At 60.6% G+C, this 14408-nt stretch carries 10 protein-coding genes and 1 pseudogene; 7 read left to right on the top strand and 4 right to left on the bottom strand.

From position 1 onward, the window contains the following. The first annotated feature begins 14 nt into the window (after positions 1-14). The 4 genes from PspS49_RS25675 to PspS49_RS25660 all read left to right on the top strand — a co-directional run bounded on the left by PspS49_RS25675 (position 15) and on the right by PspS49_RS25660 (position 6419). The gene (locus PspS49_RS25675; protein ID WP_160041942.1) at positions 15-2369 is read left to right on the top strand and encodes a hybrid sensor histidine kinase/response regulator; all 2355 of its coding nucleotides are present in this window, start codon (positions 15-17) and stop codon (positions 2367-2369) included. A 97-nt stretch (positions 2370-2466) separates the two neighbouring features. Further along, complete coding sequence (locus PspS49_RS25670) at positions 2467-4116, top strand: acyl-CoA dehydrogenase family protein (RefSeq protein WP_160041940.1); 1650 nt, start codon at positions 2467-2469, stop codon at positions 4114-4116. A gap of 97 nt (positions 4117-4213) precedes the next feature. Continuing rightward, on the top strand, positions 4214-5713 hold the full coding sequence (gene amn / locus PspS49_RS25665; protein WP_016986142.1) for an AMP nucleosidase: 1500 nt from the start codon (positions 4214-4216) through the stop codon (positions 5711-5713). A 70-nt stretch (positions 5714-5783) separates the two neighbouring features. After that, positions 5784-6419 carry a pseudouridine synthase gene (locus PspS49_RS25660; protein ID WP_160041938.1) on the top strand — a complete coding sequence of 212 codons (636 nt, stop codon included), beginning with the start codon at positions 5784-5786 and terminating at the stop codon, positions 6417-6419. On the opposite strand, the gene PspS49_RS25655 is transcribed toward PspS49_RS25660, so the two are convergent. Further along, entirely contained in the window at positions 6414-6623 is a 210-nt protein-coding gene (locus tag PspS49_RS25655) for a DUF2788 domain-containing protein (protein ID WP_127929891.1), read from the bottom strand. The genes PspS49_RS25660 and PspS49_RS25655 overlap by 6 nt on opposite strands. A 346-nt stretch (positions 6624-6969) precedes the next feature. Between PspS49_RS25655 and PspS49_RS25650 the strand changes: the two are divergent. After that, positions 6970-8182, top strand: a pseudogene (locus PspS49_RS25650) (IS481 family transposase). An 11-nt stretch (positions 8183-8193) separates the two neighbouring features. Here the strand turns inward: PspS49_RS25650 and PspS49_RS25645 are convergent. Further along, positions 8194-8673 carry an Lrp/AsnC family transcriptional regulator gene (locus PspS49_RS25645; protein WP_008081091.1) on the bottom strand — a complete coding sequence of 160 codons (480 nt, stop codon included), beginning with the start codon at positions 8671-8673 and terminating at the stop codon, positions 8194-8196. A 451-nt stretch (positions 8674-9124) separates the two neighbouring features. Between PspS49_RS25645 and PspS49_RS25640 the strand changes: the two genes are divergently transcribed. Continuing rightward, entirely contained in the window at positions 9125-10189 is a 1065-nt protein-coding gene (locus PspS49_RS25640; RefSeq protein WP_127929890.1) for a DUF6515 family protein, read from the top strand. Here the strand turns inward: PspS49_RS25640 and PspS49_RS25635 are convergent. Further along, positions 10183-11091 carry a cation diffusion facilitator family transporter gene (locus PspS49_RS25635; protein ID WP_127929889.1) on the bottom strand — a complete coding sequence of 303 codons (909 nt, stop codon included), beginning with the start codon at positions 11089-11091 and terminating at the stop codon, positions 10183-10185. The two genes, PspS49_RS25640 and PspS49_RS25635, sit on opposite strands and share 7 nt — an antisense overlap. A 12-nt stretch (positions 11092-11103) precedes the next feature. Further along, positions 11104-11523, bottom strand: coding sequence for a polyribonucleotide nucleotidyltransferase (locus PspS49_RS25630; RefSeq protein WP_160041936.1), 420 nt, complete (start codon positions 11521-11523; stop codon positions 11104-11106). A 364-nt stretch (positions 11524-11887) separates the two neighbouring features. On the opposite strand from PspS49_RS25630, the gene hrpB reads away from it, so the two are divergent. Further along, positions 11888-14407 (top strand): ATP-dependent helicase HrpB, encoded by a 2520-nt coding sequence (gene hrpB, locus PspS49_RS25625; RefSeq protein ID WP_160041934.1) that lies wholly within the window; start codon positions 11888-11890, stop codon positions 14405-14407. Position 14408 lies beyond the last annotated feature (1 nt).

The raw sequence follows: 14408 nt of genomic DNA, 5'->3' as shown, positions 1-14408 counted from the left end.
ACGCTGGGGCTTCAATGCGCTATTTGCTGATGTTGCTGTTCTGCTTGCCCCTCCTGGCGAGCGCCGTCGAATTCGACGAATTTACCCAGAGCCTGCCTCTGGGCCGGTCGCTGCAAGTGTTCGAAGACCCGAGCGGTCAGGCGAGCATTGCCGATGTTCGCGCGCAGGCTGCCGCCGGCAATTTCAAACCTCACGATAAAGCCACGCTCAATGCCGGTTATTCGCGCTCGGCGTTCTGGCTGAAGATCGATCTGCATTACCGCCCGAGCAATCCCGCCGCCCAGCGCACCTGGCTGCTGGAGCTGGCGTATCCACCGCTCGATCATCTCGACCTCTATATGCCGGACGCCAGTGGCGACTACCGCCTCGTCCGGCAAACCGGTGATGCCTTGCCGTTCGCCAGCCGCGAGATCCGTCAGAACAACTATTTGTTCGACCTTTCCTTCAAACCGGATCAACAGCAAACCGTGTACCTGCGACTGGCCAGCGAGGGCTCGATCCAGGCACCGGTGACGTTGTGGTCAAGCACCGCGTACCTCGAAGACCAACCGGTGCGCCTGTATGTGCTCGGCATCATTTATGGCGTGCTGCTGGGGATGGTGGTCTACAACCTGTTCATCTACCTCAGTGTGCGCGACACCAGTTACCTCTATTACATCTTCTACATTGCCTCGTTTGGTCTCTATCAACTGTCAGTGAACGGTGCGGCGGTCGAGTACTTCTGGCCGGACAACCCGTGGTGGGCCAACGCCGCGACGCCATTCTTCATTGGCTGCGCCGGCCTGTTCGGCAGCCAGTTCGCCCGCAGCTTTCTGCAGACCAAAACCCACAGCCGCTGGCTCGACCGCTTGTTGATCGGCCTGATTGCATTCGGTGCGTTGGTCATCGGCCTGTCGCTGATGACCAGTTACGCCCTGGCCCTGCGCCTGGCAACGACGCTGGCGCTGACCTTCACCGTAGTGATTTTCGCCGCCGGGATTCTGGCCTGGTGGCGCGGCTTGCGGGTGGCGCGCTATTTCATCATCGCCTGGTCGGCGTTCCTGCTCGGCGGCATCGTCAACACGCTGATGGTGCTCGGCTTGCTGCCGAACGTGTTCCTGACCATGTACGCCAGCCAGATCGGTTCGGCCATCGAAGTGGCGCTGTTGTCGCTGGCGCTGGCCGATCGCATCAACGCCATGCGCGAGCAACAGGCGCAGACGCTGTACGACGCCGGGCAGAAACTCGAAGTGCTCAACCAGCAACTGGCCCACAGCAACAAGCTCAAAGATGAGTTTTTGGCGACCCTGACCCACGAACTGCGCACGCCGATGAATGGTGTCATCGGTTCGCTGGAATTGATGCAGACCGTCGAGCTGGATCCGGAACTTGAGCAATACCAGCAGACCGCTGCCGGTTCGGCGCGAGACATGATGCGCATGGTCAACGGCATTCTCACCCTCACCGAATTGCAGGCCGGCAAGCTCAAGGCCGCGCCAGGCAGTTTCAGCCTGCGTGGTGTGGTCGAGGCGTTGCGGGTGCAGTTCGAGGGCAATGCGTCGAGCAAGTCGCTGGACTTCAAAGTCGAGGTGCTGCCGACCCTGCCGGATCGCCTGCACGGCGACAGCGCCAAACTCGCGCAATGCCTGGAGTGTCTGCTGGATAACGCGATCAAGTTCACTCGCATCGGTGGTTTGGCATTGCGCGTCACTGGTAAACCGTCGACGGATAATCGTTTGGCGTTGTCCTTTGCGGTGATTGACACCGGTATCGGTTTTACCGATCTGGGCGAAGCGACGATGTACCAGCGCTTCTTCCAGCTCGACGGTTCGATGACCCGCGAATACGGCGGCCTGGGCGTTGGTCTGGCGATTTGCCGACAGTTGGTCGAGTTGCTCGGTGGCAAGCTCACACATCGCTCGGAGCCCGGGCGTGGCAGTCGCTTCCAACTGGACGTCGAGTTTGAACTGCCAGTGGTCGAAACTGCGCCGATCTGCGCGCCTTCGCACGATTGCGTGCGTGCACCACAGGATTGCACGGTGCTGCTGGTGGACGATAACAGTGTCAATCAACTGGTGATGCGCGGCATGTTGCTCAAGCTCGGTTTTCGCGTGCGTACCGCCGACAACGGCGCGGCGGCATTGGATTGCTTGCAACGTGAGACTTTCGACGCAGTGCTGATCGATTGTCAGCTACCCGCTCACGATGGCGCATCGTTGTGCTGCCAGATTCACGCCTTGCCGGGCTGCACGAATTTGCCGGTGTTCATGTTGGCGTTGACCGCTGACCGAGAGCTTTGCGCCACGGGGGCGCCGGTCGATTACTTGAACAAACCGGTCAAATTCGAAGATTTGCAGGCGGCTCTGGAGCGTCGGGTACTGTGCTGCTGACAGGGTAAAAGCGCCGCAAATTCGGCTGGTATGACACTTTGACCCGTCGCGGTGCGGTGCTTAACTGAGTTCCTTGGTTGCCCAAAGGAGCCCCGTCATGAACCTGCATCAGTTCGCCGAAACTCACGAAGTCACCAACCAGCCACCGTCGTTGGACGGCATCAATCTGTACCGCATCGACCTGCCGTTGCAGGAGTGGTCGCGGCGCTTTGGTGCTGGTTGGGCCGAGTCGCGGATCGATGCTTACGGCGCGCTCGCCGGCGGGCCGTTGATGGAAGCCGGTTTCCTTGCCAATCAGAACAAACCCGTGTTCGCCAGCCATGACCGCTACGGCCATCGCATCGATCTGGTGGAATTTCATCCTGCCTATCACGAGCTGATGCGCACGGCGATCGAGCACGGTTTGACCTCATTGCCATGGGCGCACCCGCAGGATGGCGCCCATGTCGCCCGCGCCTCGATGACTTATCTGCACAGCCAGGCCGAGGCCGGCAGCGGTTGCCCGTTGACCATGACCTTCGCCAGCGTGCCGGCCCTGCGTTTGCAACCGAATCTGGCAGAGCAATGGCTGCCGAAAGTCCTCGCCACGGAATACGATCCGCGCAACGTCGGCATGGCGCACAAGGCCGGCGTGACCATCGGCATGGCCATGACCGAGAAACAGGGCGGCACCGACGTGCGCGCCAACACCACCAAGGCGTATCCGGTCGGCGCCAGTGGTCCGGGTCAGGCCTATGAACTGGTCGGACACAAGTGGTTCTGCTCGGCGCCGATGTGCGATGCCTTCCTGACGCTGGCGCAAACCGACAAGGGTTTGAGCTGCTTCCTGCTCCCTCGTCATCGTCCGGACGACACGCGCAATCAGTTCTATATCCAGCGTCTGAAAAACAAACTCGGCAACCAGTCCAACGCTTCCAGTGAAGTGGAGTTTCGTGGCGCGCTGGCGTGGATGGTCGGTGAGGAAGGGCGCGGCGTGCCAACCATCATCGAGATGGTGGCGATGACCCGATTCGATTGCATGGTCGGTTCCAGTTCGCTGATGCGCCAGGCGCTGACCCAGGCCAGCCATCACTGCGCGCACCGCAAGGTCGGCGGCAAACTGCTCAGCGAGCAGCCATTGATGCAGAACGTGCTGGCCGATCTGGCCCTTGAAAGCGAAGCCGCGCTGGCGCTCAGCCTGCGCATGGGCAAGGCGCTGGATCATCTGGACGATCGCCACGAAGCGCAATTTGCGCGGCTGGTGACGGCGGTGGGCAAGTACTGGATCTGCAAGCGTGCGCCGGCGATGATCAACGAAGCAGCGGAGTGCATGGGCGGTGCCGGGTATGTCGAAGAGAGCATTCTGCCGCGTCTGTACCGCGAGGCGCCGGTGAATTCGACGTGGGAAGGCTCGGGCAATGTGCAGTGCCTCGACGTGCTGCGAGCCTTGTCGAAAGAGCCGGGTGTGCTGGATGTGTTGTTCAGCGAGTTGGGTGACGGGCATGGTGACAAACGGCTGGCTGCGCATATTCAGCAATTGCAGGCGCAGTTCAAGGACACGAGCGACATTCAGTATCGGGCACGGCAGTTGACTGAAGATATCGCGCTTGGTTTGCAGGCCAAACTGTTGCTTGAGGCCGGTAACTCGGCGGTCAGTGATGCCTTCATTGCCAGCCGCCTGAGCGGTGGTGGCCGGGTTTACGGCGCCTTGCCGCGTGGGCTGGACGTCGAAGCCATCGTCGCCCGCGCAACCCCACAAGGTTTCTGATCTCAATCTCCCCAACACCACAGGGGATCTTCATTGATTTAAAGATTTGGGTACACCCACAACGCCACTGTTCCCGTGACGCCACGATGCAGGCAAGATGAAGCTCTGCAAGTCAGAACACAGGAAGCTGATCGTGACCGAAGCGTTTATTGTCGTTCAAACCGCCGAACAAGCCGTGGATCGTCTGGCCGAGCTGCATGAGCGAGCCACCACTGCGCTGAACTCGGCGCTCAAGCGTTACCTCAAGGATCGCGTCGAACCCGACGCTGCGCAGCGTGCTCTGTTTCGTTATCCCGAACTGCGTCTGACCTATCACTGCCAGGGCGAAGTCCCGCAGACCACTCGCGCTTACGCCAAGGTGCAACTGCCGGGCACTTACAGCGTCACCGTTACCCACCCGGCGGCGTTCCGCAAATACCTGCTCGAACAACTTGTGCCGTTGATGCACGACTTCACCGTGACCGTGGAAGTCGGTGTCAGCCAGCAGAACATTCCGTATCCGTACGTGGTCGAGCAGGGCGATGAACTCGCCGGCTCCGGCGTCACCGCTGCTGTGCTGGCGCGGGTGTTTCCAAGTACTGACCTGTCCGCCGCCACCGATGGCATCGCCGACGGTCTCTACGACTGGGAAAACACTGATCCGCTGCCGCTGGCGCTGTTCGACGCCGCGCGCGTGGATTTCTCGCTGCGCCGTCTGGTGCACTACACCGGCAGCGACTGGCGTCATGTGCAGCCGTGGATTCTGCTGACCAACTATCACCGCTACGTCGATCAGTTCATCGTTCATGGTCTGGAACAATTACGCCGCGACCCGCGTTTCGTGCGCATGGTCTTGCCGGGTAACGTGATCATCGAGAAAGGCATGGATCACGGCGAGGCGTCGGCGATTGCTGCCGGTGTGGTCTGGCACCGTTACCAGATGCCGGCCTATCACCTGATCGCCAGCGATGGCCACGGCGTGACGCTGGTCAACATCGGTGTTGGTCCGTCCAACGCCAAGAACATCACCGACCACCTGGCGGTGTTGCGTCCGCATTGCTGGCTGATGATCGGTCACTGCGGCGGTTTGCGTCAGTCGCAGACCATTGGCGACTACGTGCTGGCTCACGCTTACATGCGTCGCGACGGCATTCTCGACCGCGTGGTGCCGCCGAACATTCCGATCCCGGCCCTGGCCGAAGTGCAAATGGCGCTGCAGCAAGCAGCGGCGAATGTCACTGGCGAGAAGGGCGACGACCTGAAAAAACGCCTGCGCACCGGCACCGTGCTGACCTACGACGACCGTAACTGGGAATTGCGTTGGGCCCAGGAACGGCCGTTGATCAACCTGTCCCGCGCGGTCGCGGTGGACATGGAAAGCGGCACGATTGCCGCGCAGGGTTATCGCCTGCGGGTGCCGTACGGCACGTTGCTGTGTGTCTCGGACAAACCGCTGCACAGTGAAATCAAACTGCCGGGGTCGGCCAACGCGTTCTATGAGCGCGCGGTCAGCCAGCACTTGAAGATCGGTATCGAGGCGGTGGACTTGCTGCGCACCGAACTCAACTCGCTGCACTCGCGCAAACTGCGCAGCTTCGACGAGCCGCCGTTCCGCTGATTTGTTGATGGTCATTTAACGGTCAGGCTACTAGCATTGGCAGCCCTGACCGTTAGATGTTCTTTTCGCCATGTCCCGTCCCCCGCGTTCACCTTCCCGCCGCCCTGGCGCGAAGCCTCAGTCTGCTTCCCCGCGCCGTGTTGCCAAGGCACCCCCGGCCGAGCCGAAACTGGTCCTGTTCAATAAGCCGTTCGATGTGCTGACGCAGTTCAGCGACGGCGAAGGGCGGGCGACGCTCAAGGATTACATTGATGTGCCCGGCATATATCCGGCCGGACGCCTGGATCGTGACAGTGAAGGCTTGTTGCTGCTGACCAACGACGGGCAGTTGCAGGCGCGCATCGCCGATCCGAAACACAAATTGGCGAAGACCTATTGGGTGCAGGTTGAAGGTGTGCCGACGGCCGAACAGCTGCAGCGTTTGCGTGACGGCGTTGAGCTTAATGACGGCATGACCTTGCCCGCCGAAGCGCGACAACTGGATGAGCCTGAGTTGTGGCCGCGCAATCCGCCGGTGCGCTTTCGCGCGACCATACCGACTTCGTGGCTGGAACTGGTGATTCGCGAAGGGCGCAACCGTCAGGTGCGGCGCATGACCGCGGCGGTCGGTCTGCCGACGTTGCGGCTGGTGCGGGTCAGGATTGGCGACTGGACGCTTGAAGGCCTCGATCAGGGCCAGTGGAAGGAAGTGCCGGCGCGCTTATAGAGCGCCGGATTCGATCAGGCCGATCACCACACTCTTGATGATGAACGCGGCCACGCCCAGGCCCAGTACGAAAAACAGAATGAACGAACCAAAGCGCCCGGCCTTGGACTTCTTCGCCAGATCCCAGACGATGAAACCCATGAAAATGATCAGGGTGCTGACCAGACCGGTCATCATCCACTCTTCTAATAATGCTGGATCCATTGGGTTTCTCCGGCGCGCATGGGGCTAAAAGGGCGCGGCGAGTATACGCCAAGGTGTGTGGGGTGGCATTGATCTGGGTCTGAACCGAAGCCTTTGCCCTCACCCTAGCCCTCTCCCGTAGGGAGAGGGGACTGACCGAGGTGTCTGGCGTCATACATCGACCTGAAAGATCGAGTCGATTATGGATTCACAGCAGAACGCTCAGGTCGGCGTACTTCTTCAGCATCTCACGGTCGGCCCCCTCTCCCTTTGGGAGTGTATGTACCGGAGACATGGTGGACAGGTGTTCGGAGACATGGTGGACACATTTTAATAGACACATTGCTCATCGCGAAGGAGATGGCCTGTGTCCTGGGAAGAGGTGTCCACTGTGCAGCTTCGTTCAGAATTCGTGCTGTTGGCTCGGCAAGAAGGGGCCAATGTTCGGCAGCTTTGCCGTCGATTCAATATCAGCCCAAGCACTGCCTACAAATGGCTCAACAGGTTTGAAAACCTCGGTGCGCAAGGGTTGATCGATCAGTCTCGACGACCAAAGACGTCACCCAAACGCTGCGCTGAAGAGGTTGAGCAGCAGATTCTGACCGTGAGTCAGGAGTACGCCGCTTGGGGCGCTCGCAAGCTCAAGCGCGTGTTGGAAGACGACGGCAAAGTGATGCCTTCGGTCAGTACCGTGCATGCGGTTTTACAGCGTCATTCGCGCGTTGATCCAAAGACTGCTGAGATCAAACCGTTTATCCGGTTCGAGCATGAAGCGCCCAATGATCTTTGGCAGATGGACTTCAAGGGACATATCAGCCTGGCTCAGGGGCGTTGTCATCCGTTGACGATATTGGACGATCATTCACGGTTTTCGCTGTGCATCGCCGCGTGCGCCAATGAGCAGCGCCGAACCGTCCAGGAGCAACTAATGCGGGCCTTTCGGCGCTACGGTCTGCCTCTGCGCATGACGATGGACAACGGTTCGCCATGGGGTGACCAGACCGGCGTTTACACCGCGCTGGAGGTCTGGCTGATGAGCCAGGGCATCAAGGTCGGCCACTCCCGACCTTATCACCCGCAAACCCAGGGAAAGCTGGAGCGCTTCCACCGCAGCCTGAAAAGGGAAGTCCTGCAAGGCCAGCTCTTCATCGATCTGGACGATGCACAACGTGCGTTTGATATCTGGCGTGAGATTTACAACCAGAAGCGCCCGCATCAAGCATTGGAGATGCAGGTGCCTGCTACTCGCTACAGCAGTAGCCCGCGGGAATATCAGGAGCAACCGGCGGCGCCTGAGTACGACGATGGGGATGTGGTCAGGAAGGTTCAGGTGAAGGGCGAGATCTACTGGGGCAACCGTGAATACACCGTCGGAAAGGCGTTTCACGGGAGGTCAGTGGCTATCAGGGAAACGACGGAGGACGGCATCCACGATGTCTACTGGAGTAGACATCGCATCGCCCGAATCGACTTGAACTTGCAGATCGTTACGGCAGGTAAGAAGATCTAAAACCGTCCACCATGTCTCCGAACATGTGTCCACCATGTCTCCGGTACATACAGGGAGAGGGCTGGGGTGAGGGGCTTTTGATCAGTTGCGCAGGTGGGTCAAGGGCAGTTCAGTGCTGTTGAGCACCTGATTCAGCACAAAACTCGACCGAACGCTGGTCACCCCTTCGATCCGGGTCAAATGCCCCAGCAACAGCTTCTGATAGTGATCCATATCCGGCACCACCACCTTCAACTGGTAATCGGCATCCACCCCCGTCACCAGGCTGCACTCCAACACTTGCGGCAACGTCCGAATCGCCGCCTCGAAATTCTCGAAACGCTCCGGCGTATGCCGATCCATGCCGATCAGCACATACGCCGTCAGGCTCAGCCCAAGCATCTTGCGATCAAGCAACGCCACCTGACGCGAAATATAGCCATCGTCTTCCAGTTGCTTGACCCGACGCGAGCAAGGGGAGGGCGACAGACCGATGCGCTCGGCCAATTCCTGGTTGGAGATGCGGGCGTCGCGCTGCAATTCCGCCAAAATGCTCAGGTCGTAACGGTCGAGTTTGCTCATCAATCTGTCCTTGGTTGTAACTATTGCGGCGGATTATCTATCCAGGGTTAAAAATTGCGCAAGTGGTGTTTATTTCAGCAATCTTCGCAATCCTCTGTCGCGGTCTCAGACCTATTCTTATCACCAGAATCACTGCTCGGTAACACAGTCCACGCGGCCCGCCCTATCCGGCCTGCCGCGGCCGCCACCCCCACCGGGGTTGTGCCGGCCCCCGAGCTGCACACTGTCCAGAAGACGGCGTGAGGTGAGCCGACGTCAAAAGCGTCGAGCCAGGACGAAGTTCTCTAGAAGGGAGGCCGACGGGTCTCCCTTTTTTCTTGCCTGCGATTTCATGCCGGGCGCTCAATAAATAAGTTGCGCGACTGATAACCTGTTGCAGAACCGGGCGTGTGTATTCCCGGTCTTAGTGACAAGTCCTCTTACATTTGCAGGCCCCGCAGTGAGAAAAAGCATGAATTCGCGCATCTGGCGTCTGGCTGGTGTTGGTTTGCTGTGTTTGAGTGTCAGTGTGCAAGCGCTTGCCGATGAGCCACAGAATCGCGGCCCGGATGGCGGCGGCCACGGTCCGGATCATCAGGGCAACAATCAGGGCCGTGGCGGCAACAATCAGCCGCGTCCGCAGAACAATCCATCGCAGAATCAGCCGCAACAGAATCAGCCGCGCCCGCAGAACAACGAGATCATTCGTGGCGACAACAGCCGCCAGTTCGAGCACAACGGCAACAACAATGGCCAGTGGCAGAACCGCGATCAGAATCGCCCGGCCTACAATCCCAATCCGGTGCGCCAACCGCCACCGCCGCCGCAACTGCCGGCCAACAGCCTGCCGATCCAGCCACGGCCCGACACCGTGCGCCAGACCCAGGAGCCGCGTCAGGGTTACTACCGTGACGAGCGCCCGCAGAACGGCTACAACAATCAGCATTGGCAGACCAACAACCGACCTAACGACAATCGCTGGCCGGGGCGTCCGGACGGTCACGGCAACGGTTGGGGCCCAGGCCCGCAATACCGGCCGGGACATGTGATCGACCGCTTCCCGGATCGCGATTACCGCGTGCCGTATCGTGGTCAGGATTACTTCTATTCGGGCGGCTACTGGTATCGCCCGCAAGGCCCGCGCTACATCGTCGTGCAGCCGCCGCGCGGGATCCGCATTCAGTATTTGCCGGATTACGCCCGAGAAGTGTGGATCGGTGGTTCGCTGCTGTTCCTCGCCGCTGGTTCCTACTATGCCTATCAGGAAGCGACCCAGGATTACATCGTGGTCGAACCGCCGGTGCAGCAACAGCCGCAGCCGCAATCCCAAGGCTATGACGTCGAAGCGTATCCGGCCAATGGCCAGTCGCCGGAGCAGGTACAGCAGGACGGTTACCAGTGCTATCAGTACGCGGTGCAGCAAAGCGGTTTCGACCCACGCACCGCGACGTATCAACCGGCGCCAGAAGTGGTTCAGGCGTACCGGCAGGCTCAGGGCAATTGCCTGAGCAGTCGCGGTTATCAGGTCAGTTACTGAAGCCGGGTTTGCGCCCGTTCAGATTTGACCACTTCCTGCGGGTCGGCGTGCACCAGCACTTCGGCTCGCGGGTAGGCGTTGTGAATGGCATCGGCCGCTTGATCGCTGATGCCGTGCGCCACTGACAGGGTCAGTTCCCCCGGCAATTCCAGGTGCAACTGCACAAACCAGTGGTTGCCGGAGATTCGCGTGCGCAAGTCATGCGCGCCCAACACGCCCGGCACACTGCACGCCAGTTCGAGCATGTGCTGACTGACATCCGTCGGCAGTTCTTCATCCATCAACACCGAAAAACTTTCCCGGGCGATTTGTATCGCGCTCCACAGAATGTATGCGGCAATTCCCAGGCCGAACCAGGCATCCAGTTGTTCAAAACCAAAACCGGCAAGGATCAACGCAATCAGAATGCTGCCGTTGAGCAACATGTCCGAGCGATAGTGCAGCGAGTCCGCGCGCACCGCGTTGGAGCCGGTCTGCTTGATCACCCGATGCTGCAACACCAGCAACGCCGCCGTCAGCAGCAGCGAAAACACGATCACACCGATGCTCAGCCACGGTGCGCCGAGCGGCTCTGGCGTCTTCAACCGTTCGAACGCCTGAAACGCGATCAACACCGCACTGCCACCAATGAACAGCGCCTGCGCCATGCCCGCCAGCGATTCCGCTTTGCCGTGGCCATAACGGTGATCGTCATCGGCGGGGCGCAGCGCGTAATGCACCGCCAGCAGATTGAGCATCGAGGTGACGCCATCCAGCGCCGAGTCGGTGAGGCCGGCGAGCATGCTCACCGAACCGCTGAGCCACCAGGCGATGGCTTTGGCGACGATCAGCGTGCACGCGACCGCCACCGAGGCGCGGGTCGCCAGCCGTAGCAGGCGGGCGTGTTCGGGGCTGGATGTCATTTAACTTCCTTTTTAAGCGGCGGGTTGCAGGCCGAACATCGCCAGTTGCTGAGTGCTGCCCTTGTGTTGAATCAGGCGCGGGTCGTCCAGAGGAAAGTCCCGCCCAAGTTCACTTTCGAGAATAGCCTGCAGCTTGTGATTATCGACCTGACCGTCCGGACCGATGGCTTGTTTGAGTTTGGCCGGATCGATCTGCGCGGCGTGACCCGGTTCGAAATAGATCGCGCCGGTGGCGAAGTCGACGGCAAACGCGATCAGCCCGGGAATGACGTAGAACAGCAGGCCCACGGCGTCGAGCACGGCAATCGCCGGGTCAATCTTGCCGTCGATCTGACCGCGTCGGTCCGGGTAGAAAATCGAACCGCACGCGGTGATTTGCGTGAGCAGGGTGGCGACCAGTACACCGCCGATCAGGCGAAAAGGTAAGCGCATGGGAAAATCTCCTGATTGATCTAAGAACGAAGCGTCGTCGTGTGAAGTTAAGACCCTGACGAACGCCCGCCAGTTCGCCGTTATACTCGGGCCTGGCAGGGCATGCCCACAGTAAATTGCGGCCTCGTCTCACCCCTACCGAAATATGTTGAGGATTGAAGTTGTTTTCTCCAGATCGACACCGCGTGAAGGCTGATGAATCCTGTCGGGGTTCGGCCCTCCGGGCTAAAGCTGTGAGCGCGCCATGCTGCGTTGCGGGACTTGGCAAGGAAACGACCCTTACCTGCGTCCCGCGCCTTGCCTGGCACGCTCACAGCTTTAACGCGACTCGCAATTTACTGTGGGCACGCCCTGAGGAGCCAGCATGAATTCTTTGCCAATCGATGAAGTTTTACCCGCCCTGCGTGAAGCCTTGGCGACGCGCCACGAAGCCGTGCTCGAAGCACCGCCCGGCGCCGGTAAAACCACCCGCGTGCCCTTGGCTTTGCTCAATGAAGCGTGGCTGTCCGGGCAGACCATTCTGATGCTTGAGCCGCGCCGTCTCGCCGCGCGTGCAGCCGCAGAACGATTGGCCAGTGAGCTGGGCGAGAAGGTCGGTGAAACCGTCGGTTATCGCATTCGTCTCGACAGCAAGGTCGGCCCCGATACGCGCATCGAAGTGGTCACCGAAGGCATTCTCACCCGGCGCTTGCAGGATGATCCGGCGCTGGAAGGCGTGGGCCTGCTGATCTTCGACGAATTCCACGAACGCAGCCTCGACGCCGATCTGGCGCTGGCCTTAAGTCTGAACGGTCGTGAGCTGTTCCGAGCTGAACAGCCGCTGAAGATTTTGCTGATGTCGGCCACGCTCGAAGGCGAGCGTCTGGCCGGGTTGCTGGACGACGCGCCGATCCTGCGCAGCGAAGGGCGCATGTATCCGGTGACGATGCGCTGGGGCCGGCCGTTTCAGCCCGGCGAATACATCGATCAACGCGTCACGCAAACCGTACTCGAAGCGCTGCACGATGAAACCGGCAGCCTGTTGGTGTTCCTGCCGGGGCAGGCGGAAATCCGTCGTGTGCATCAACAACTGGTCGACGCAATCGGTGAGCGCAGCGATGTGTTGCTGTGCCCGCTGCACGGTGAACTCGACCTCAATGCGCAACGTGCGGCGATCGATCCTGCGCCGGCCGGTCAGCGCAAAGTGGTGCTGGCGACCAACATCGCCGAGACCAGTCTGACCATCAACGGCGTGCGCGTGGTGATCGACGCCGGGCTGGCGCGGGTGCCGCGTTTCGATCCCGGCAGCGGCATGACGCGCCTTGATACCCAGCGGATTTCCAAGGCCAGCGCCACCCAACGGGCGGGGCGGGCAGGGCGACTGGAGCCGGGCGTTTGCTATCGCTTGTGGTCGCAGGATCAGCACGAACAGCTCGCCGCTTATGGCAGTGCGGAAATTCTTTCGGCGGATCTCGCCAGCCTTGCCCTGCAACTGGGGCGCTGGGGTGTCACGCCGGGCGAACTGGTCTGGCTCGACGTTCCGCCAGCGGCGGCTTATGCACAGGCGCAGGATTTGCTGGAGCGTCTCGGCGCGCTGGAAGGTGAAGCGCTGACCACGAACGGTCAGGCCATGGCTGAGTTGCCGGCGCATCCGCGCATCGGTCATTTGCTGTTGCGCGGTCAGGCATTGGGTTTGGCCAACATGGCCTGCGACGTCGCCGCATTGCTTGGTGAACGCGATATCTTGCGTGGCGCCGGGGCGGATCTGCACAGTCGTCTGGTGTTGCTCTCGGGTGAGGAACGTGCGGCTCGAGGTGCGCAGGGCGGCGTACAACGGGCTAAGCAACTCGCCCGGCAATATCGCGGTTACCTGCGCGGCAAGGCGAGTGAACCGGTCAGCGATCCTGATCATCCGCGTTGGCTCGGCGCGTTGCTGGCGCTGGCCTACCCGGATCGCGTCGCGCAACAGCGGCGTGCCGGTGGCGCCGAATATCGCCTGGCCAATGGTCGCGCTGCGTTGTTCGCCGAAGCCGACAGCCTGATGAAAGAGCCGTGGATCGTCATCGCCGATCTCGGCAGTCGTCAGGGCCAGCGTGAAGAGCGGATTTATCTGGCGGCGGATTTCGATCCGGCGCTGTTTGATTCCGTACTCGCTGAACAGGTACGCAACGTCGATCAACTGGACTGGGACGAGCGCGAAGGCGTGTTGCGCGCCGAGCGTCAGCGCAAGGTTGGCGAGCTGATTCTCAGCCGTGAGCCGTTGACCGGTCTCGATGAAAATGCGCGCAGTCAGGCGTTGGTCAATCTGGTGCGGCGCAAGGGGCTGGAGCTGCTGCCATGGACGCCGGAACTGCGTCAGTGGCAGGCGCGAGTGGCGTTGTTGCGGCAGTTGGAATTGAACATTCAGGAAAACAGTCAGTGGCCGGATGTCAGTGATGCGACGTTGCTCAACACCCTCGAAGATTGGTTGATGCCCTATCTGGGCAAGGTTTCGCGACTCAGCCATTTTGCCAATCTCGATCTGTCGAGCATCGTGCGCAATCTGCTGCCGTGGCCGTTGCCGCAGAAGCTTGATGAGCTGGCGCCGCATCATCTGAGCGTGCCGTCGGGGTCGTCGATTCGCTTGGACTACAGCGAGTTTCCACCGATTCTCGCGGTGCGTTTGCAGGAGCTGTTCGGGCTGGCCGATACGCCGCGAATCGCCGGTGGGCGGCAGGTGGTCAAATTGCATCTGCTATCGCCAGCGCGGCGCCCGGTGCAGGTGACGCAGGATCTGGCCAACTTCTGGCGCAGTACCTATGCCGAGGTGAAGAAGGATTTGAAGGGGCGGTATCCGAAGCATTACTGGCCAGATGATCCGTTGGTGGCCGAGGCGACCGCACGGGCCAAACCGCGTGGCACCTGAA

Origin of the sequence: Pseudomonas sp. S49 (assembly GCF_009866785.1) — a bacterium.
In the GTDB taxonomy this organism is placed as follows: Bacteria; Pseudomonadota; Gammaproteobacteria; order Pseudomonadales; family Pseudomonadaceae; genus Aquipseudomonas.
The sequence above is the reverse complement of the archived record's forward strand: the minus strand, read 5'-3'. Positions and strand labels throughout refer to the sequence as shown.